A 21,007-nucleotide genomic window follows, 5' to 3' on the forward strand; every position below is an offset into this window, starting at 1 on the left:
TTTGCTTCTCTAAATCTGTCTTGATGCATGACACCGTGATTGGACTGTTCATCAACCGCTATGAATTTGGGCGACCTATATAACAACCCATACACAGGTCTAGAACACTACCCATCTCTTTTTGCCAAAACGTAGTTTTCATCTGCCTTGCGCTTTTAACAGCAGCATGAGTTTAGAGACTGTCAATATCACGAAGACTTGAACAGCAGCAATCTGAGCTAATGCCGCTGGGATATTCTGCTGGGCTTATCAATCAGAGAGCCAATCTACTTCCAGAAATCATTCAAGGTTCATACCTAAGATAGATTCAAGAATCTTTGTTCCTAGACTTACATAAGGTCGGCAAAGATTCAGGCGTTATCCTCACACCAGCACCGCACGAATAGTTAGTTGTTTTGGAAGAGGTTATCATAGGATTGGCCGAGCGGAGCTGGTGCTGGAGTTAACTAACTCACGACCAATTCGCCCTCAGTCTCTCCGAAAACTCAGGGTCAAATTTGAAGTTAGAAAGCCCAAATGTGCAGTCATGAGGTAAATTGTAAAAAATAATATCTCTAGCCCCTCTCTCATCGAACTTTAGGCAATACTCTGAACACTAAAGAATAAATTTTGAAATTCAGTGGCAGCCCTAAGAAATGTGGCCTCCAATACATACTCCAACCGCTAGTTAAGGGCAATATCACATCTAATCGCTAGGGGTTTCTTAACCGATAGACTCTACACTTCTCTAAAAACTAAAGCTCAGAATTAGAGTATTTAGCTGTCATCCGTGTTGCATCGCACAATGAGTAGATCCTATGAGAGCAAACCAAAACCGGCTTAGCCTTCCCTTGCAGGTCTCAATTCTGACTCAGTTTTTCCCACCCGACTATGCCGCTACTGGGCAGCTTGTGGAAGAACTGGCTCAGAGCTTTAGTCGGCAAGGGGTGGGGGTGCAGGTGTTTGCCGGACAGCCAGGCTATGCCTACGATCGCAGACTTGCCCCTAAGCAAGAGGAGGTGCAAGGGGTGACGATTCGCCGCACACGCACCTCACGGCTCTGGCCCAAACGCATTCGGGGGCGCGCAGTGGGTGGGCTGCTTTACTGTTTGCGATCGCTGATTAAGCTATTGCACCCAGACCGTCGCGGCCAGCTGCTGCTAGTCACCACCGAACCCCCCTATCTACCGGTGCTGGCCTACCTGATGCATTGCCTGTTCGGTCAACCCTATCTGTGCGTGGTGTATGACCTTTATCCCGAAGTGGCCTTGGCCCTGGGAGTGGTCTCGAAGCATCACTGGCTGGTGCTCCTCTGGCGCTGGCTCAACTGCCGCACCTGGCAACAAGCCGAGGCCATTGTAGTGCTGAGCCAAACCATGAAACAGCGCATTGTCGATCACTGCCCCGAAGCCGCCGACAAAATATCGGTAATTCACAACTGGGCTGACCCTAGCCTGATTGTTCCCTTACCAAAAGCCAATAACTGGTTTGCTTTACACCATCAGCTCGATCAAGTCTTTACGGTGCTCTATTCCGGCAATATGGGGCGCTGCCACGACATGGACACTATCCTGGCAGCAGCCATGGCTCTGCGCCACGAGCCCGTCAGGTTTGTGTTTATTGGGGCTGGGGCCAAGCGCCAGCTCTGTGTTGACCGTACTGCCCGCGCAGCGTTGACCAATTGCTTGTTTTTACCCTACCAAGCAAAAGAAACCCTGCCCTTTTCTCTCACTGCCTGTGACCTCAGCTTAGTTAGCCTGGTAGAAGGGGTAGAAGGGCTGGTAGCTCCCAGCAAACTGTACGGCAGCCTAGCGGCGGGCCGACCTGTGGCCGCTATTTGTGAGCCCCATTCTTACCTGCGATCGCTGTTAGCAGAGGGGGGCTTTGGCCGGGCCTTTAGCAATGGCGATGGCGCAGGGCTGGCCAATTTTATTCGCACATTGGTGGCCAACCCCGCCCTAGTTCAGCAAATGGGCAGCCGAGGTCGCCGCTACATGCAGCAAAAGTTTACCCCTGAGCAGGGCACCCATCGTTATTTTGAGGTTGTAAAAGCTTGCCTACAGACCCCAAAAGCAGCAGCTCCGCAGGCTGAGGTGCCTAAGGCTACCGTCTCTCACTTGTAATTTGACCAACATGGGCGAAAGAATCTTAAAAAAACTCGGCTTTAGACCTTGCTTAATTCAATAAATCCTGTACCCTTCTGGCATGGAGTGGGCTTTGATGGTCACTGTGATCTCAGTCTCTCCCCCGCAACCTCAGCAGCCATTGCCGAGGCCGTAGCCCAGGACGGGTGTGGCTATCTTTAGCCAATGCCTGTTAGTTAACCCTGTGCTCTTTGCCATTCTCCCACCATGACTCAGCCCCGCCGCAATCGCAGCCGATCTAAACGACGCGCCATTTACTGCTCTGACCACGGCACCTACCTCGACAGCGTTAGCCAAAAGTATCCGCTCTACACCACTGAGCCAGAGCATCTCCAACAGCGGGGGTTAAGCCGACTGCGATCACTCACCGTGATTGCTGGTTATGGCACCGTCCCCTTGACCGGAGAATGGATAGAGGCCTTTTGGTGCAATCACTGCCAAGCAACCCGCTGGTACCATGTCCACAGAACCGTCGCTAACCGATACATAGTTGTAGCCGCGCCAGAACACCTCTGGATGCAGGCCAGCGGCGTAATTCTTCCTACCGGCAACCCTAGCGTGGGCGAGTTTACCCGCCGGCAGGCTCGCCAAACCCAGTACCAGGGCATCAAAGACTTTCGCCACATTGGCTAAGCTAGCACTTGACTCCGATTCAGGTAACCCTCGATGACCAAGCTGAAAATTAAGCGACGCCGGGCATCGAGTGCTCCTGGAGAGGCCGAGCTGATTATTGAAGCAGGTCGCACAGAGAAAAATTACTGGCAAGATATCTGGCGCTATCGAGAGCTATTTTATTTTTTAGCCTGGCGCGATATTTTAGTGCGCTACAAACAGACTGCCATTGGAGTGGGGTGGGCACTCATTCGGCCATTTCTGACGATGGTGGTGTTTACAGTAGTATTTGGTCGTCTAGCGAACTTGCCATCGGACGGCGTGCCGTACCCCATTTTAGTGTTTTCTGCCATGCTACCCTGGCAGCTGTTTTCCACCGCCCTAGCAGAGTGCAGCAACAGCCTGATCGCTAATGCCAATCTACTATCAAAAGTGTACTTTCCTCGCTTGGTAGTACCCACTAGCGCTGTAGTAGTTAGCTTTGTGGACTTTGCCATTTCTGGCATCATTTTGGTGGCGCTAATGGTGTGGTTTGCCTACGTGCCCAATTGGCGGATCGTTACCCTACCCCTGTTCACATTGATAGCCCTAGCAGCCTCTCTAGGCGTAGGGCTATGGATGGCATCGCTGAATGTTCAGTATCGCGATTTTCGATATATTGTGCCGTTTTTAGTTCAATTTGGCCTCTACATTTCTCCAGTGGGGTTTAGCAGTAGCATTGTGCCCGATCGCTGGCGGTTGTTGTACTCGTTAAACCCTATGGTCGGAGTAATTGACGGCTTTCGCTGGGCCATCTTAGGGAATGAGGCCAGCATCTACTGGCCAGGGTTTGCTCTATCGGTAAGTCTAGTCATGCTGCTGCTGGTATCTGGCATCTGGTACTTCCGGAAAATGGAGCGAACCTTTGCAGACGTGATTTAGCCTCTGATACCTTCCTACGACGACCTTCACCGACGGCTACCATGTCTGATACCGTAATTCGCGTTGAAAATTTGGGCAAAAAATACATCATTGGCCATCAGCAGCAAGAGCGCTACACGGCTCTGCGAGATGTTTTAGCCAATAGAGCTAAAGGTATTACCCAGCTTTTCAACCCAAAGTTCTCTAAAAAACCAAGTTCCAATCTTGAAGAGTTTTGGGCATTAAAAGATGTCTCCTTTGAGGTTAAACGGGGCGATCGCATTGGCATCATCGGTCGCAATGGCGCAGGCAAATCTACTCTGCTCAAGATCCTCAGCCGCATTACTGAACCAACCGAAGGTCGCATTAGCATCAAGGGGCGAGTAGCCAGTCTACTAGAAGTAGGCACAGGGTTTCACCCAGAGCTAACAGGACGAGAAAATATTTACCTCAACGGGGCCATCTTGGGGATGAGCAAGGTAGAAATTCGCCGCAATTTTGACGAGATCGTAGCTTTTGCAGAGGTAGAAAAGTTTTTAGATACACCTGTCAAGCGCTACAGCAGCGGTATGTACGTACGATTAGCATTTGCCGTAGCGGCTCACTTAGAACCCGAAATCTTAGTGGTAGATGAAGTATTAGCAGTGGGCGATGCCGCATTCCAGAAAAAATGCTTAGGAAAAATGGAAGACGTGGCAGAGAAAGATGGACGCACAGTTTTATTCGTAAGCCACAATATGGCAATGATACAGAATTTATGTAACTACATCATTTTTCTAAATCGTGGCCAGGTTCAAGCTAAAGGTGAACCTAACTCTATGATTCAGCTCTATTTAAATACAGGCGCCACCTCCCAAGATTGGAGTGATTTGCACAAAATTGCTCAACGCCGAGGAGAAGGTGGCTTGAGATTCTCAAAACTAGAATTATTAGACGACCAGAAAAATTCAATCAATGCTGCTTTATCGGGAGAGCCGCTGGGTATCAGACTGTTTTTTTCAACCTCTTTGGCAAAACCCATATTCAAAAACTGTCGTATAGGCGTTGCTATAGCAAGTGTATCCGGAGTCAATATTGTGCTTTCGACTGAAATGACATGTCAAGAGGAAGTTCACATTAGAGATTGTGATTTTATAGATTTTTGCATCAAAAAACTGCCTCTCACCGATGGCAATTACTCGCTATCACTTTTTGCTGAATCCAACGGCATTATTCAAGATTGGATAACCGAAGGAATTCAGTTCTCTGTTGAAGGAGGAGATTTTTATGGTACGGGCAAGCCCTGCCCTTTTGGTTATCAAGGAAAAAGTGTCCTTGTAGATTTCTCGATAGCTAAAAATTCTTATGAATATGCGTAGTAAGCCTCTGCTCAATAGAGTAGTTCATAAGCTTATGAGCTACTATAGCGTCTTTCCATGTGACAAAAGTTTAGAAGGTTTAACTTACAACCTTGCAGAAAAGTATGGGTATCACTATACAAGATCACTACAGAAGCCAGTCGATACTAACCACGACCCTTTGCCTTGGTTTACCTACCCTGCTATTGAATACCTAGCTCAATTGGATCTGAGCGACAAGTCAGTTTTTGAGTGGGGAGCAGGCAACTCCTCGCTTTTTTTCGCGAAGCGATGCAAAAGGATTACAAGTATCGAAAGTAGTAAAGAATGGTATGGATATTGCTCTCAGCAGTCACTGCCAAATCAAGACATCCGTTTCCGAGAAGAATCAGAATTTGCTGAAGCTATCGATGAATCATCATCAAAGTTCGATTTGATAATTATAGATTCTCTGCGTAGAGGCGAATGTGCACAAAAATCTGTAAAGCATCTTAATGATGGAGGATTAATAGTGCTGGATAACTCAGATTGGCATCCTAATACATCAGCTTTTTTAAGAAATGACTGTAATTTAATCGAAGTTGACATGCATGGTTTCGGGCCAGTCAACGATTATTCTTGGACTACATCTTTATATTTTCATCGCGAATTTCGCTTTCTTTCGAAGGAGAAAAAGCAACCATCCTTCTCTAAAGCGGGAATTCAGCAGGTATCGAAGTACGACAACTTCAACAGTACTCTTGACCAAGCCCAATTTGGGTATTCGTAAACTCTATGATCGAGAATGTATTTAAAAAATTTAGTTTAAGGCTCAAGAAAACTGCAAAGGCGGCCTTTCAAAAAACATTTATTTATCCTTTTCCCATTTACAATCATCACACTATCTCTTTCTCTCAAGAAGGCGAGGATCGGATACTGGCTCGACTATTTGAAAGGAAAGAGAAAGGCTACTATGTTGACGTAGGCGCTCATCATCCTCAACTATTCTCAAATACTTACCTTTTTTACTTACGAGGGTGGCGGGGCATAAATATTGATGCAATGCCTGGAAGTATGGATGCCTTTAAAGTTACAAGGCCAGATGATATTAATCTAGAGCGAGCCATTGCTCAAAAAGAAGAGGACTTAACGTATTACATGTTTAACAATCCAGCCTACAATAGCTTTTCTGAAGAACTTTCCGAAAAGCGAGATGGCTTAAGAGGTGTAGTTAAGCTGATTAATCAAAAGACTATAAAAACCCAAAGGCTTAGCAGCATTTTAGACGAATATATATCCAGCACTACATCAATCGATTTTATGTCTATTGACGTGGAAGGCTTGGATTATCAAGTTTTGTTGTCAAACAACTGGAGCAAGTATCGCCCTAAAATAATTTTAATCGAAGAGCTGGAATTTAATCTAGATAAGCCACTTGAAACATCTGAGTCTTACGTGTTCCTGAAAAGCCAGGGTTATAGGTTATTTGCGAAAACCATGAATACGATTTTTTATATTCTAGAGACATAAGACATTCAGTAATTGAAAATTTTTTAAATAAAAAATCATGCTGATCTCGCACAGACATAAATTTATTTTTGTTCATATATATAAAAATGCTGGCACAAGCGTATCAACTGCCTTGTTGCCTTTTATGGCTACTAAATTGCAGCGCTTTACAAGTCGCCAACTTAAAAAAATTGGCATTTCTTACCTCGCTCAGCCATGCTCAACTCATGCCACAGCTGCCACAATAAGCTCAGTTATTGGAGAAGAAAAATTTAAGTCATACTTTTCCTTTTGTTTTGTGCGGAATCCGTGGGATTGGCAAGTCTCCCTCTACCAATACATGTTAAAAACTCCTAACCATCCTCAGCATAAACTCGCCAAAGAATTTAAGAGCTTTGAAAACTACTTAGATTGGCGATGTACTAAAGAGGTTAGATTTCAGAAGGATTTTATTTATTCTCAAAATGGAGAACTCTTAGTAGACTTTGTCGGTAGATTCGAAACACTTGATGAAGACTTTAAAGTGGTTTGCAAACGTATAGGTATACCTGCCCGCTTACCTAAGCTAAACGTTTCAAACACTGTCCCGTACCAAAAATTTTATACTCAAAAGACGCGAGATATGGTTGAGGCTGCATTTGAACCTGATATATCTCTTTTTAACTATTCTTTTTAACTTATGGTTTGCTCCACCCCAGTCGTATTCCTTATTTTTCGCCGTCCTAATTTGACAGCCCAGGTTTTTGAAGCAATCCGTCAAGCCCAACCTACAAAGCTACTGGTAGTAGCCGATGGCCCTCGTAGTGAAGGAGAATCTGTTCTATGCCAGCAAGCCAGAGCTGTTACTGAAAATATTGATTGGAATTGCGAAGTCTTACGCAATTACTCAGATGTGAACTTGGGCTGTCGGAAGCGGATATCTTCCGGTATAACCTGGGCCTTTGAACAGGTAGAAGAAGCGATTATCCTTGAGGATGACTGTCTCCCTCATCCATCATTTTTTCCCTACTGCGAAATCCTGCTTGAATACTATCGCCATGACGAGCGCATCATGGTAGTCAGCGGCAATAACGTGCAAGACGGGCAGCAACAGACGCCCTATAGTTATTATTTCTCAAGATATAACCATTGCTGGGGATGGGCTACCTGGCGTCGCGCTTGGAAACACTATGATGGTGAATTAAAGAAATGGCCTAGCTTTAAAGCATCAGGCTTATTAAGCATAATCTTTGAAAATCCTCTTGAACAACAATACTGGGGCCGAATTTGGGATACCCTTTATACCCAAAACAAACCTGATACTTGGGATTACCAGTGGACCTTTACCTGCATGAGCAATGGTGGCTTGACAATCTTACCAAATATAAATTTAGTTTCAAATATAGGCTTTGGCTCTGATGCAACACACACAACTCAAAAGAGTATGCTATCAAATATCCCGGCTTTAGATATAGGTGAAATAAATCATCCCTCCTCTATTTTGAGAAACTGTACAGCTGATGCCCATACTTCTAGTCATTACTATAGTGGCATAAAACCTAAACAATATGCTTTTTCAAAAAGTAAACGCCTTTTGAGGAGGTTCGCTTCTTATTTTTTAACTTAATCCTTAAAAGATTTATCTCCAGTGCTTAAGCACAATAGGAAATCAGATTTTTATTGTTAGATTTGCAATATTAAATTACTTCTGTTTTGGATGTACGAACGACAATCGCTATCGGCCTAGAACATGAATTAAGCCGAGCAATTACAATTTAGAAATTTCGTGGTGAGTCTATAACTCCTCTGGTGTGCCTATCTTTACAATGAATCAGTTATCTTATCTATCTTCTGATTTAGCAGCGGGAGCCTATGTCTCGGAAATTAAGAGCTTTGAACTTGAAAGGAAATTAAATTAACTGAAAAAATGAGCATTTTACTATAAATTCTCTTTTGTATTTTCTTAAAATGAAATTCAGATTCATTTAATCTCGCTAAGTTTTTTAATAAGGGAGTAAATTCAGTGAAGAATATTGCTAATCAATTGTGTCCTCCATTGCTGTGGTCGGGCTCATCCAAACTCAAAGCTAAATTAGCCAATCTCAAAAATAAAACTGCCCAAAAATCGAAGAAACTGAAACAAGATGCAAATCCGAATGTTCAAGATCTAGATTTATACTGGGACTCTAAGATAGCAAATTTATTGGAAACTTGGGGGGAAGGAAATGTTTGGAACGAAGTTCAGTTTTTGATGGCCCCCCTTGAAGGTAAGGTTCTTGACATTGCTTGCGGCACTGGTCGGACTATGGAGATTCTGTCTAAATTTCCCAATTTAGACTTATATGGCGTTGACATCTCGGATTTACTGATTGGGAAGGCAAAGCAACGTGGTTTCTCAGATAAGAAACTTAAGATTTCTGATGCAACTAAAACAAATTACATAGATAGTTCTTTTGATTATTCATACTCTATAGGCTCTCTAGAACACTTCACTGAAGATGGCATTTTGAAGTTTATCACTGAAAGTTATCGAATTACAAAAGCTTCTTCTTTTCATATGCTTCCTGTATCAAGAAGCAATCAAAATGAAGGTTGGATGAAGACGCTTCAGAGCTTTCACAACAACTCCATTGAATGGTGGCTTGACAAGTTTAAGCAAGTTTATCCAACCGTATATGTTCTGGATTCTCAATGGAATGATGACATTTCTATAGGTAAATGGTTTATTTGCCTAAAGGGAGGTAGATAATAATTTTTAGCAGTTTTTTCTCGTTCAGTCACATCTGCAAGTTTTAAACTAAATGTATCTCAGTTTTGCTAGAAGCTAAGTGAAGCTCTTTCTATGACGAAACAAAAAGCAGTCTTTCTTGAGAAGTAGGATGCACTTAAGCGAGATACTTTCTCCAAAGTGGATGAAAAATTACATGATTGCAAATGTTTTTCGTAAGATTTTGAGCAGAAATAAGCCTACTTCAGTGGACTTCCTAGGGAGCAATAGTGAAATACGAGGTTCTATAGATAAGCGATCAAAAAATAGCCTGATCAAAATAGGAGATGACTCTTTAATAGAAGGCTTTTTGGTAACTGAGACTGATGGTAGCTCAATAACTATAGGTAATAATACATATATTGGAGGCAGTACTATATTAGACTGTGTTGTATCAATTTCAATAGGAGATGACGTCTTAGTCTCTTATGGATGTGTTTTTGCAGATAGTGATAACCATAGTACTCGATACAGTATTCGAAGAAAGGATTTAGCCGATTGGAGACAGGGAAAGCATGATTGGACAACTACTAAAAGCAGCCCAATCACTGTAAGTAATGGAGCATGGATCGGAACTCACGCAATTATTTTGAAGGGAGTCACGATCGGCGAGGGGGCGATAGTCGGGGCAGGCTCGGTTGTGACTAAAGATGTGCCTCCGTGGACGATTGTGGCGGGCAATCCGGCTCGTATTATTCAAGAGATTCCCGAATATGAGCGATAAGCTTCTTACCTGGGAACAAGCCGTTGATTGGCTGCGGCAACAACCCGATCGGCAGCTATTAGTTCAACATTGCTATTACGATGATCCTTTGGAGTCTGCCGTTGAGCGATTTTATCGTAGTGAGGAGTGGGCTGCAATTGAGCAATTGTTAGGAGCATTCATGCGGGGAAAGGTACTGGATATTGGTGCAGGTCGGGGCATTTCTAGCTATGCTTTTGCAAAATCGGGATGTTCTGTCGTTGCATTAGAACCCGATCCCAGTGCAATTGTTGGTGCTCAGGCCATTCAATCTCTGGTTAGTCGCACTCAATTACCGATCGAAGTGGTGCAGGAATATGGTGAGGAATTGCCCTTTGCCGACAACAGCTTCGACATTGTTTATGGTAGAGCGGTGCTTCACCATGCCCATCAACTAGAGCAATTGTGCCGTGAAGCAGCAAGAGTTCTGAAACCAGGTGGCATTCTACTTGCAACCCGTGAGCATGTCCTTTCTAAAAAAGAAGATTTACAGGTATTTCTTAACACCCATACCCTGCACTTTCTCTATGGAGGTGAAAACGCTTACCTGCTTCAGGAATATACTCAGGCAATCAACGAGGCAGGGTTGAGACTTAAGCAAGTAATTGGCCCGTGGGAAAGCGTCATCAATTATGCACCCATGACGAAATCAGAATTCCGTTCAGTGATTGTCTCAATGTTGGGTCGCTGGATTGAACAGGGGCTTGCACAGAGGTTGGCATCTAGTGAGATAGTGCAGAGTCTATGCGGTCGTTACCTCTCTTATCGATCACAAACTCCCGGTTGTCACTACTCATTTCTAGCAATTAAATCGTGATTACTCCATCAAAAGTTGTTTTAGTAACGGGAGCAGCAGGCTTTATTGGCCGCTATGTTGTTCGGTATTTTATGGAACAGGGGTGGGCCGTAGTAGGGATTGATAACTCTCTTCCGGAAAATGCGCCCTTATCCAATCTAACTGTCTATCATCGTCTGCAATTACCGGACAGTAATTTAAAGACTATTTTTCAAGAAACATCTCCTCAAGTTCTTATACACTGTGCAGGTCGGGCGTCGGTCGGGCTCTCGGTTAAAGACCCAGAAGCAGATTTTTATGGCAACACTGTTCTGACCTTTGAATTACTAAACGCATTACGTCTCCATGCTCCTCAATGTCGTTTCATTCTGTTATCAAGTGCTGCAGTCTATGGCAACCCCGATTCCATTCCCATCAGTGAAGACCAGTTAACAGCTCCCATTTCCCCCTATGGGTTCCACAAGCTGCAATGTGAGCAAATCTGTTTGGAATTTACCAAGCTTTATCAAGTGCCTACTGCTGCTGTTCGCATTTTCTCGGCCTATGGACCTGGGTTGCGCCGTCAGGTACTCTGGGACATTTGCCAGAAAGCCATTGTCCATCATTCCGTTCAACTCCAGGGCACCGGGCAGGAGAGCCGGGACTTTATTCACGCTTTAGATATCGCCAAAGCGTTGTTTACAATCGCCAAAGCCCCCACTATGGAGGGGGAAACTTATAATCTGGCAACAGGGAGAGAAGTAACCATTGCCGAAATTGCCGGATTGGTGCTGGAAACCCTGGAATATGAGGGAAGATTAGAGTTTGACGGTAAAGTTCCGACCGGGAACCCCTTGCATTGGAAAGCAAACATCTCAAAATTGCAAACCCTGGGGTTTATTCCCTCTGTTGCATTAGAAAGGGGTGTGCAAACCTTCACAAACTGGTGTCGTGCGGAGTTAGTTGGTGTATGAGTAAGCCTCTAAAGATCTGTCTCATAATGCAGGGCGGACGCGATTGGATTGGTGGTAGCGAATATATCAAAAACATTATCTTAGCATTGGGAAGCTTACCAGCCGAAACTCGAGCAACCTTTGAGCTGAATCTATTGTGCAATAACAAGTTAGAAGAAGAAACTAAACACCAGATCCATCCATACCTAAACAAAATTTATACTCAGCAAGATCTTCAGCCCATAACATTATTAAATCGAATTTGTTGGAAACTTTCTCGCAGCCTCTTCAAGATCGACAATCTACGGCTCGAATCATTTCTTAATAGCAAGCAAATTGATTTTGTTTATCCTTATTTTAGTCGAACTACCAGAAAGAGATCTTATCGTTCGGCTGCATGGATCTTTGACCTTCAACATAAGCATCTACCGCACTTCTTTACAAGCGATATAATTAATAGTAGGGATAGAAAATTCGCCAACATCGCTAAATATTCATCTACTATAGTTTTGAGTAGCAAAACTGCTGAATCTGACCTACATAAGTTTTTTCCCGAAACAATCGATAAAACCATTATCCTCCCTTTTAAGACTTCTCTTCGTTCCGCATTCTATGCAGGTGATCCTTTGCAGACGCAGAGAAAATACCACTTACCCGACCGTTTTTTTATTATTAGTAACCAGTTCTGGCAACATAAAAATCACCTAGTTATCTTTGAAGCATTGAAGCTGCTAAGGGAAAAATCTATTTATCCAATTGTCGTTTGTACAGGCCATATTTACGATTATCGTCAGCCTGCTTATTCAGACACTATTCTGCAAACAATTCACAAATGGGGATTAGCTCAGCAAGTGTTTTTGCTAGGGTTAATCCCAAAAATCGATCAGGTGCAACTTATGCGACGTGCGCTAGCAGTAATTCAACCCTCGCTATTTGAGGGATGGAGCACTCTAGTTGAGGACGCAAGATGTCTTGGAAAGCACTTGATTCTATCAGATTTACCAGTAAATAAAGAACAAAATCCACCTCACAGTATTTTCTTTAAGCGAGATTCTGCGGAACACTTGACGACTTTTCTAGCAGAGCATTGGGAGCATTTAATGCCCGGACCCAATCCGGAAAATGAAGCAATGGCAAAAGCGAATAGTTTAAAGGAAATCAAAATATTTGGTGAGGCTTTTCTGGAAATTTCCCAAACATCTGGGTAAGCTCCAGAAAGGAAAAACGATATTGCGGATCACACCTATGACACCAATAACGAAAGCCCTTACTCTTCATGATTTGCCTGCTCCTCCCCCCGGCAAAACAGGATGGCCTTGGACTGAGCAAAGTAAACCTGTGGGTGATCGAATATCCGATGGTTCTAAATATCCGCGCATCAGCATTGTGACGCCCAGCTATAACCAGGGTAAGTTTATTGAAGAGACGATTCGATCGGTCTTGCTCCAGGGATATCCAAACCTAGAATATATAATTATTGACGGAGGCAGCACAGACAATTCGGTTGAAATACTTCAAAAGTATTCTCCCTGTATTAATTATTGGGTTAGCGAAATAGATAACGGACAAACTCATGCAATTAACAAGGGTTTGAGGATAGCGACAGGCTCTATTTTGGGTTGGATCAACAGCGATGATCTGTATGTGAAAAACACCCTTCAAAAAATTGCAAGGGCTTCCTACCATAATAAATCTTATTCGGTTTTTCACGGCAACCGTATTTTACTTAATGAAAGAGGTGAGGTTACAGGATTATCCATTCCGCCATCCTTTGTGCCTGAAATAACTCAGTATGTCATTTGTTCGGAAACCACCTTTTGGAGAAAGAGAGTGATGGAACAAGCCGGATATCTGAAAGAAGAACTTCAATTTGCAATGGATTTAGAATTTTTTGGCCGACTATACTTCTACGGAAAATTTCTAAAAATCAATGATTATTTAGGTTACTTTCGGTGTTATAGACAGAACAAAAGCTCAGCTATACCTCATATAAAACAAGAAGAATCTTCTAGAGAATGGAAAAAGCTTTTCAATACTGAGTATAGATCTCAACCAAAAAAGATTAGTAAAACAAGGCTAATAAGAGAAGCAATCGCACGCCCCTTTTTAATTGGGAGTCCTTACATTTATCATAAATTAACTTGTTTTCAGAAGAAATATTTGACAAGCAGATAAGCCGACGAAAAACATATTTTCATGAATGTAATTTTTGTTCTAGGTTGTCCCAGATCAGGTACAACTTTCTTGATGGATTGTTTACAAGCTCTTCCCTATACAGAGTGCTTGTCGGGAATCTCTTTTCCAGTTCCCATGGCTCATTTGGCTGCTCAAAAGTTGCCTGAGCAGATAAACCACTGTTTAGAGTACTCTTTAGAATCATCCCTAAATGTCTATCTTGATGCCGTACCCAATTCCCGATTTAGAGCATTTCATCGTCTTTTAACTGGTTCTATGTCTTCTAACGAAGCAATAGAATTATTTCGGCGGAAGCGTCAACTGCAAAATTTGATTTACAAAGAGCCGTTTTTTAGCTTTGCTCCTAAGTTTATTCAGCAGGCGCTACCCAAATCTAAAATTATATACTTAGTTCGTGATGGTCGTGATTGCGCTAACTCCTTAGTTAAAAGCTATGACGTATTAACTGATGAAAAATTAAAAGGTTTTCGCACTTCAGAATCCCCTTTCGGGTATATGTATCAAGGTATGTGTATACCTTGGTGGGTTGAAGGCGATCAGGCAAGTGATTTTCTGGAAGCTTCTCCTTACGTGCGAGCAATTTGGATGTGGAAAGAAATGGTGAAATGTTGCGATCGCTTTTTCTGTCAAGATGAGGTGATTTCCAATGGAAGGGTTTTGCAAATTAGCTACGAAGATTTAGCTAGGGAGCCAATAACCGTTGGGGAAAAGATTTCAAAACATCTAGGTGTCCAAACAAGCGATCGCTTCATCAAAAACCTTCAAAAAGCATCGCCTAAATCAATTGGTAAATACAAGACTCGTGATCCATTAGAAGTGAAGTCGGCAGAGCAAGTGGCGTATGATGAATTAAAATTTCATAATTACTTAGTTTAGCCTAGCAAGCCATCTTAGGTTTTAGGAAAATTAGCTGTGATAACTAATATGGTTAGATTGAAGCTCTGCATGATGTGAATATCTCCAAAATGATTATTTCTATAGTTCCACGATTACCACCTTCTGTAGATGGAGTTGGTGATTATGCCCTTAGCTTAGCGTGCCAAATTCGTTTGGATTTTGGTATTGAAACTCATTTTTTGGTCTGTGATCCGACTTGGCTTGGAAGTGGGCAGGTGGAAGGGTTTCATGTATCTAAGATTTCCAGAAGGTCAGCAAAAATTCTGTTTTCTCATTTAGCTCAAATTTACCGAGAAAGTTCTGTTCTGCTTCACTACGTAGGTTATGGCTATGCTGATCGTGGATGCCCGCTGTGGCTGATTGACGGATTAAAAGCTTGGAGGGAACAATATCTGCAAGCAAATCTAGTGACAATGTTTCATGAAATAGCTGCCTCTGGTCCCGTATGGACAAGTGCTTTTTGGCTTTCGGCATTGCAAAGAAGCTTGGTAAAACAACTACTAAATATAAGCAATCACTTTGTCACAAGCAAGCAACTTTATGCTGAGACATTGCAAGATATTCTCGGCAGTATTAGGGAACATCACAAAGCGGAAAAATTGACTACGGTTTTACCTGTTTTCTCAAGTGTTGGAGAGCTAGAAAACATTTTACCTCTTGCCGACAGACCACGTACATTAGTTGTATTTGGAGGCCTTAACAGGCGCTTGCGTGTATACCAGCACTGTCAGATGGGTCTAATTCAAATATGTGAAAAGCTAAGCATTGAAAAAATTATTGATATCGGACCTACTAAGGGTTTGAGTATATGTAGTGTTGAGCACGTTCCGGTTGATGTTTTGGGAATCAGATCTTCATCGGAAATTAGCCAGATCCTATCTTCATCATTTGCTGGCTTTCTTGATTACTCTATTAATTACTTGGGTAAGTCAAGCATTTTTGCAAGTTATTGTGCTCATGGCATGTTGCCAATTATTGGGCGAGACCAAGGATTGGAGGATGATGGATTGAGGAAGCAGTTTCATTACTGGTTTCTTCCATCGGCTCCCCATGACATCGACATTTCTACTGCACAAAAGATAGCTACTAATGCTCATATCTGGTATCAATCTCATAATTTGTCGACTCAGGCAAAAGCTTATTGTCACCTGCTTACTGAATGAAAAACTTCATAATTAGAGACTTTAACCGAAATGCCTCCAAACTTGTACCAGCATAGAAAATCTTCAGCTGAGTTTACTGCTGGCATTAGCAGTACAGTAATCTATGACTGCTTTGAATCTGTTCTTAAAAGTCATTCAATAACAGGGACTGTGCTCGATTGGGGTGCAGGAAAGGGGTTACTAACTCAGCGGGTACTGCAATTGAGGCTCTTTAAGTCAGTTACAGCTATAGATATTCAAAGCCGTCCAGAAAGTCTTGATCCTTCAGTGATTTGGATGCAAGCAGACTTGAATGAGCCAGTAAACATTGAAAATGAAACGTTTGACTTGATCCTATCAGCAGAGGTTATTGAACATCTCGAAAACCCCCGAGCTTTAGTGCGGGAGTGGCTTAGACTTCTTAAGCCTGGAGGCTTACTCATTTTTAGTACACCTAACAATGAAAGTTGGCGTTCGATATTAGCCCTGATATTTCGCGGTCATTTTGTAAGTTTTGGTGACTCGTCCTATCCTGCTCATATAACAGCGCTTGTTCGCAAAGATATTTCACGAATATTATGTGAGGCAGGGTTTATCGATACTCAGCTTTTATTTACTAACTTTGGCGTTATTCCCAAGCTTCCAAAGTATTACTGGCAAGATGTCCCGCTCACCTCTTTCCGTGGTTTACGTTTTAGTGACAACCTCCTCGCAGTGGCCCGCAAACCTAAAATGTGATTGATTGTTACAATCTATGGACACAAATAATGACTACATTGACTGAATTCACTATGGTCAAGGGATTTCATAAGTCCCTAGCTTTAGAGGTCGAATCTCGGTTTAGCAAGGCTTCAAAAATTCTTGACCTAGGTGCTGGCGCTGGCGCTTGGATAGAAAGGTTAGGTAATTCTGGCTTTCAGAACTTATACGGCGTTGATAAAAGTGCAGAGTACTTTCAAGCTTCAAAAGGAAAATTTATCGTTGCCGATCTTGATTATGGCAGCTTAAATCTTGATAATGAAGTGTTTGATTTGATCACATCCATTGAGGTAATTGAGCACCTGGAAAATCCGGGGCGCCTTTTCCAGCATGTATCAACACTTCTCGCTCCAAGCGGCTATTTTTTGCTGACTACTCCTAATTTGCATTCCGTACTATGTCGAATGCGGCTTCTTTTAACTGGGAATCTACGGCAATTTGACGCTAAAGGTGAACCAACTCATATTTATCCGGTCTTTCTAGCCCCTCTTGAGCGCTTGCTAGCATTACATGGGCTGGAAATCACTGAAAAATGGACGTTTCCAAAAACTCATTCTGTTACCTCACGCCCTAGCCTGAAGTTGCTTTCATTGATCGCTAAATTATTTATCAAAGATGAGCTTCAGGGAGATATCTTGTGTCTTTGGATTCAACGAAAGTCAGCGTCCGGTAAAGCATGAGAATATTGATATCATCTCGTTTTTTTTACCCTAGCTTAGGAGGTAGCGAAACAAATGCTGAGATTCTTGCCCATGAGTTTGTAAAGCTAGGTCATCAGATTAAACTTGTTACTCACACGCTTGATACAACCTCTGTTTCCGGAGAGGGAGCATTTCCGTTTCAAGTTATTCGACGTCCTAACCCTCTGCGGTTCATAGCACTAATGCGCTGGTGTGATGTATGCCTTCAAAACGGTATTATCCTCAAACAATTTTTAGCGATACTGACCACTCGCACACCTTTAGTTATTCGCCACCAAACTTGGATACAACACCCAGGTGTACCAGCTACCCAGTTGACTCGACTCAAGCTATATGTAGTTCGGTTTGCCACCTCCATCGCTATAAGTCAGTCCATTGCAGAGCATCTTCGTCATCCATCTGTAATAATTCCTAATCCCTATAGGGACAATTTATTTCGCTGTTTGCCAAACATACCTCGGAACAAAGAATTAGTTTTTTTGGGGCGTTTGGTTTCTGATAAGGGCTTAGACTTACTTCTAAATGCTATGACGAGCCTAAGGGCATATGGACTATATCCCAAGCTTACAGTTATTGGGTCGGGTGAGTCAGATGTTGGCTTGCGGCAGCAGACCAAAAATCTACAGCTTGAGAACCAGGTTACTTTCGTTGGGTCAAAAATCGGCTATGACCTAGTTCATCTACTTAACGAGCATCAAATTTTAGTTGTTCCGTCTCGCTGGAAAGAACCTTTTGGAGTTGTAGCCTTGGAAGGTATAGCTTGTGGCTGTGTGGTGGTTGGTTCATCAGGTGGTGGACTAAAGGATGCCATTGGAGACTGTGGAAGCACTTTCCCCAATGGTGATGAGGATGCCTTAACTGAAGCACTGCTCGAACTACTTACTCAGCCTGAACTACTGGCACATTATCGTGCTAACGCATCGTCTCACCTATTGAGACATCAGAAAACTGCTGTAGCTAAAGCCTATCTCCAAGTTTTAGAGAAAGCTCGACGATGAGCAATCTTATACCGCTATTTGTCGTCATTGGTTTGGTTTTGTTATTTTCTGCTCAAGACTGGCGTCGGTCTATTCAGGCTGTTCTAGTTTTAGTCGTGCTTGAAGGAGCTTTACGAAAATGGGTGCTTCCTCAAGCAAGTCAGGTCATCTACTTTCTAAAAGATTTCGTTCTAATTGGTGCTTATATACGGTATTTTTTGCTGTCTTCGACTCAGATTCAGCTATTTACCAAGAAGTCTTCAATTTTACTACTTGTTGGTTGTACTGCTTTTTGGGCAGGGGTACAAGCACTCAATCCTAGCTTGGGTTCGCCAATCATTGGACTTTTCGGGATTAAAAGCTACTTCCTTTACGTACCTCTTATTTGGTTGGTGCCTCAGATGTTTGAAACTGAGGAGGCTCTATATCGATTTATTCGCAGCTATTTATTGCTTTTGATTCCGGTAGGCCTCCTGGCCATTGTGCAGTTCTTTAGTCCACCGACTAGCCCGCTTAATGTTTATGCTTGGGGTGAGGAAGGGCCGGCTGTAGTTAGTTCTGGTTTAAATACGGTTAGGGTAACAGGAACTTTCTCGTATTTAACAGGGTATTCAACTTACCTGTTAGCTTGCCTTTGTTTACTGTTGCCAGTAATCTCTCGCCCTCAGTCACGTTTGTGGCAAGTGTTAACTTTAACTGAGGGAGCCTTGATTGCAGCTACCTCGTTTATGACCGGTTCTCGAGGCCTTGTGCTTGGTTCAGTGTTGCTAATTACAGGCTATGGATTGTTGTTGGCATTAACCAGCTTTTCCAGCTTTTTTAGTAGTACTCGAAAACTCTTTCTGCCAGCAATTATCAGTTTTTTAGTAGTTTCCCAAGGTACCCAACTAGCATTTAACTCTTTTTGGAAACGAGTGGAGACGGCCAATGACAATGTTGTTGATCGAATTATCAATCCATTTCTTCAACCCTTCAAGATTTTTCATCTTAAAGGGCTTGATGGATACGGTTTAGGCGCTACTTTTCAAGCTAACGGAATCATTCGCAGAGCTTTTCAGTTGCCTCCTGGTGAAGTCATACCGGTTTACTACGAAAATGAGATGGGGCGTATAGCTTTAGAGGTTGGCCCGATTGGATTCTTTTTATGGTATGGTCTACGATTATTGTTACTGGCTACTCTGTTTCAAGTTTGTCTCAAGCTTAGACATCCATTTTTGCGTCAGTTAGCAATTAGTATTTTTGTCTATCAAGGTGTGACCTTCATTTCCCAAATGGTCTATAACCACACAGCTAATGTTTATCATTGGTTTTTCTATGGTTTTATCCTTTTACTTCCTCACTTAGAACGTGTGGAGCAATGGCAGCAGGCTCAGCAAACCAACTCTATGTATGGCTATCAACCGCATCTCTCTAGTACACCCAACTGGTAATCCAAATTCTCGAAATGCTGCGATCGCCCTAGCTGAAGCTAACCTGCTCTATGAGGTTATCACGACTGTTGCTTACAACCCTAATTACAAGTTATCTCAGCTTATTCAGTACTTACCTAGCCCTGTTAAATTGCTGCTTAATCAAGAATTAGAGCGTCGCCTCTGGGTTATACCTAGCAATGCGGTTATGATGCCCCATTTGTGGAAAGAGTTGTTGAGGATCTGCTTAGTTAAGTCAGGGCTGAGCGTTAAACTGGGCTTAGGACGTCAGGGGCCAATCGATTGGGTATATGCTTCCCTTGATCGCCACGTTGCAACCTATCATCTTGATCATCTTGACGCAATCTATGCTTATGAGGATGGTGCAGCGTATACCTTTCAAGCAGCTAAGCAAAAAGGTATACGCTGCTTTTATGAATTGCCGATCGCCTTTCACCGTACTAGTCGACAGATTCAGCAAGAAGAAGCTAATCGATTTCCAGAACTTGCTTCTTCCTTGCAAGGTGTTCATGAGCCCCTTTGGAAGCTAGAGCGAAAGGAACAAGAAGTTGCCCTTGCTGATCACATTTTTGTGGCTTCTTCTATGACACGGCAGTCGCTTCTAGATGCAGGTATAAATTCCGAGCGCATTTCAGTAATTCCTTATGGTGCACCAGTTGACTACTTTCGACCTCAGCCTAAGATCGATAAACAATTTCGAGCTTTATTTGTAGGTCGAGTTGGCCCTCGTAAAGGTGTTCACTACTTGCTAGAAGCGTGGAAGAACCTCGGGCTTAGCAATGCTGAACTGAAGCTAATAGGCATTAACGAGTTTCCAAAAGGTTGGTTAGAGGCCTATCAGAACTATATTCACTATTTACCTAGTGTGCCACATAGCAGCTTAGCTCAACATTATTGTGATGCCAGTCTTCTTGTCTTTCCGTCTTTGGTTGAGGGTTTTGGCCTTGTTATTCTTGAAGCTATGGCCTGTGGAATACCCGTTATAACTACCCCTAATGCAGCTGGCCCTGATATTATTACCGATGGGGTTGAAGGATTTATAATTCCCATCCGTGATTCTGCAGCAATTCAAGAAAAGCTAGAGTGGTGCTATGACCACCCTGAAGAAACGATGGCAATGGGGCTCGCTGCACGACAAAAAGCCGAACAATCAACTTGGCTTACCTATCGACACAAATTGGCAAGCAAAATTCGAGAACTACTCCCAATTGTTTGAGAGTTCAAAAATA

At 42.9% G+C, this 21,007-nt stretch carries 21 protein-coding genes; all 21 read left to right on the forward strand.

Annotated elements, in window-relative coordinates; translation table 11 throughout:
• The first annotated feature begins 797 nt into the window (after positions 1–797).
• A complete protein-coding gene (locus H6F57_RS04080) occupies positions 798–2,102 on the forward strand; it encodes a glycosyltransferase family 4 protein (protein WP_199289664.1) in 1,305 nt (434 codons plus the stop codon).
• 228 nt (positions 2,103–2,330) lie between these two features.
• On the forward strand, positions 2,331–2,756 hold the full coding sequence (locus H6F57_RS04085) for a hypothetical protein (RefSeq protein WP_190626373.1): 426 nt from the start codon (positions 2,331–2,333) through the stop codon (positions 2,754–2,756).
• 33 nt (positions 2,757–2,789) lie between these two features.
• Positions 2,790–3,656, forward strand: coding sequence for an ABC transporter permease (locus H6F57_RS04090; RefSeq protein WP_190626374.1), 867 nt, complete (start codon positions 2,790–2,792; stop codon positions 3,654–3,656).
• A gap of 41 nt (positions 3,657–3,697) precedes the next feature.
• Positions 3,698–4,993 carry an ABC transporter ATP-binding protein gene (locus H6F57_RS04095; protein WP_190626375.1) on the forward strand — a complete coding sequence of 432 codons (1,296 nt, stop codon included), beginning with the start codon at positions 3,698–3,700 and terminating at the stop codon, positions 4,991–4,993.
• A gap of 34 nt (positions 4,994–5,027) precedes the next feature.
• On the forward strand, positions 5,028–5,741 hold the full coding sequence (locus tag H6F57_RS04100; RefSeq protein ID WP_190626376.1) for an SAM-dependent methyltransferase: 714 nt from the start codon (positions 5,028–5,030) through the stop codon (positions 5,739–5,741).
• 5 nt (positions 5,742–5,746) lie between these two features.
• Positions 5,747–6,481 (forward strand): FkbM family methyltransferase, encoded by a 735-nt coding sequence (locus tag H6F57_RS04105; RefSeq protein WP_190626377.1) that lies wholly within the window; start codon positions 5,747–5,749, stop codon positions 6,479–6,481.
• A 37-nt stretch (positions 6,482–6,518) separates the two neighbouring features.
• Complete coding sequence (locus H6F57_RS04110) at positions 6,519–7,136, forward strand: sulfotransferase family 2 domain-containing protein (protein ID WP_190626378.1); 618 nt, start codon at positions 6,519–6,521, stop codon at positions 7,134–7,136.
• Positions 7,137–7,139: 3 nt separating this feature from the next.
• On the forward strand, positions 7,140–8,066 hold the full coding sequence (locus tag H6F57_RS04115; protein ID WP_190626379.1) for a glycosyltransferase family 2 protein: 927 nt from the start codon (positions 7,140–7,142) through the stop codon (positions 8,064–8,066).
• Between the two features lie 396 nt (positions 8,067–8,462).
• Positions 8,463–9,188 (forward strand): class I SAM-dependent methyltransferase, encoded by a 726-nt coding sequence (locus H6F57_RS04120; protein WP_190626380.1) that lies wholly within the window; start codon positions 8,463–8,465, stop codon positions 9,186–9,188.
• A gap of 175 nt (positions 9,189–9,363) precedes the next feature.
• Entirely contained in the window at positions 9,364–9,930 is a 567-nt protein-coding gene (locus H6F57_RS04125; RefSeq protein ID WP_190626381.1) for an acyltransferase, read from the forward strand.
• Positions 9,920–10,765, forward strand: coding sequence for a class I SAM-dependent methyltransferase (locus H6F57_RS04130; RefSeq protein WP_190626382.1), 846 nt, complete (start codon positions 9,920–9,922; stop codon positions 10,763–10,765). Before H6F57_RS04125 ends, H6F57_RS04130 begins: the two co-directional genes overlap by 11 nt.
• The gene (locus H6F57_RS04135; protein WP_190626383.1) at positions 10,762–11,697 is read left to right on the forward strand and encodes an NAD-dependent epimerase/dehydratase family protein; all 936 of its coding nucleotides are present in this window, start codon (positions 10,762–10,764) and stop codon (positions 11,695–11,697) included. Before H6F57_RS04130 ends, H6F57_RS04135 begins: the two co-directional genes overlap by 4 nt.
• Positions 11,694–12,884 (forward strand): glycosyltransferase, encoded by a 1,191-nt coding sequence (locus H6F57_RS04140; protein ID WP_190626384.1) that lies wholly within the window; start codon positions 11,694–11,696, stop codon positions 12,882–12,884. Before H6F57_RS04135 ends, H6F57_RS04140 begins: the two co-directional genes overlap by 4 nt.
• 37 nt (positions 12,885–12,921) lie before the next feature.
• Positions 12,922–13,851 carry a glycosyltransferase family 2 protein gene (locus H6F57_RS04145; protein WP_190626385.1) on the forward strand — a complete coding sequence of 310 codons (930 nt, stop codon included), beginning with the start codon at positions 12,922–12,924 and terminating at the stop codon, positions 13,849–13,851.
• A gap of 21 nt (positions 13,852–13,872) precedes the next feature.
• Complete coding sequence (locus H6F57_RS04150) at positions 13,873–14,748, forward strand: sulfotransferase (protein WP_190626386.1); 876 nt, start codon at positions 13,873–13,875, stop codon at positions 14,746–14,748.
• A 74-nt stretch (positions 14,749–14,822) separates the two neighbouring features.
• On the forward strand, positions 14,823–15,932 hold the full coding sequence (locus H6F57_RS04155; protein WP_199294688.1) for a glycosyltransferase family 1 protein: 1,110 nt from the start codon (positions 14,823–14,825) through the stop codon (positions 15,930–15,932).
• Positions 15,933–15,962: 30 nt separating this feature from the next.
• Complete coding sequence (locus tag H6F57_RS04160; protein ID WP_190626387.1) at positions 15,963–16,649, forward strand: methyltransferase domain-containing protein; 687 nt, start codon at positions 15,963–15,965, stop codon at positions 16,647–16,649.
• 29 nt (positions 16,650–16,678) lie between these two features.
• A complete protein-coding gene (locus H6F57_RS04165; protein ID WP_190626388.1) occupies positions 16,679–17,350 on the forward strand; it encodes a class I SAM-dependent methyltransferase in 672 nt (223 codons plus the stop codon).
• Positions 17,347–18,369: a glycosyltransferase family 4 protein gene (locus tag H6F57_RS04170; RefSeq protein WP_190626389.1), complete on the forward strand. Its 1,023-nt coding sequence runs from the start codon at positions 17,347–17,349 to the stop codon at positions 18,367–18,369. The genes H6F57_RS04165 and H6F57_RS04170 overlap by 4 nt, the downstream gene beginning before the upstream one ends.
• Entirely contained in the window at positions 18,366–19,778 is a 1,413-nt protein-coding gene (locus H6F57_RS04175) for a hypothetical protein (RefSeq protein ID WP_190626390.1), read from the forward strand. Before H6F57_RS04170 ends, H6F57_RS04175 begins: the two co-directional genes overlap by 4 nt.
• Positions 19,738–20,994 carry a glycosyltransferase family 4 protein gene (locus H6F57_RS04180; protein WP_190626391.1) on the forward strand — a complete coding sequence of 419 codons (1,257 nt, stop codon included), beginning with the start codon at positions 19,738–19,740 and terminating at the stop codon, positions 20,992–20,994. Before H6F57_RS04175 ends, H6F57_RS04180 begins: the two co-directional genes overlap by 41 nt.
• Positions 20,995–21,007: the final 13 nt, after the last annotated feature.

The organism is Leptolyngbya sp. FACHB-60, assembly GCF_014695775.1.
In the GTDB taxonomy this organism is placed as follows: Bacteria; Cyanobacteriota; Cyanobacteriia; order Phormidesmidales; family Phormidesmidaceae; genus Nodosilinea.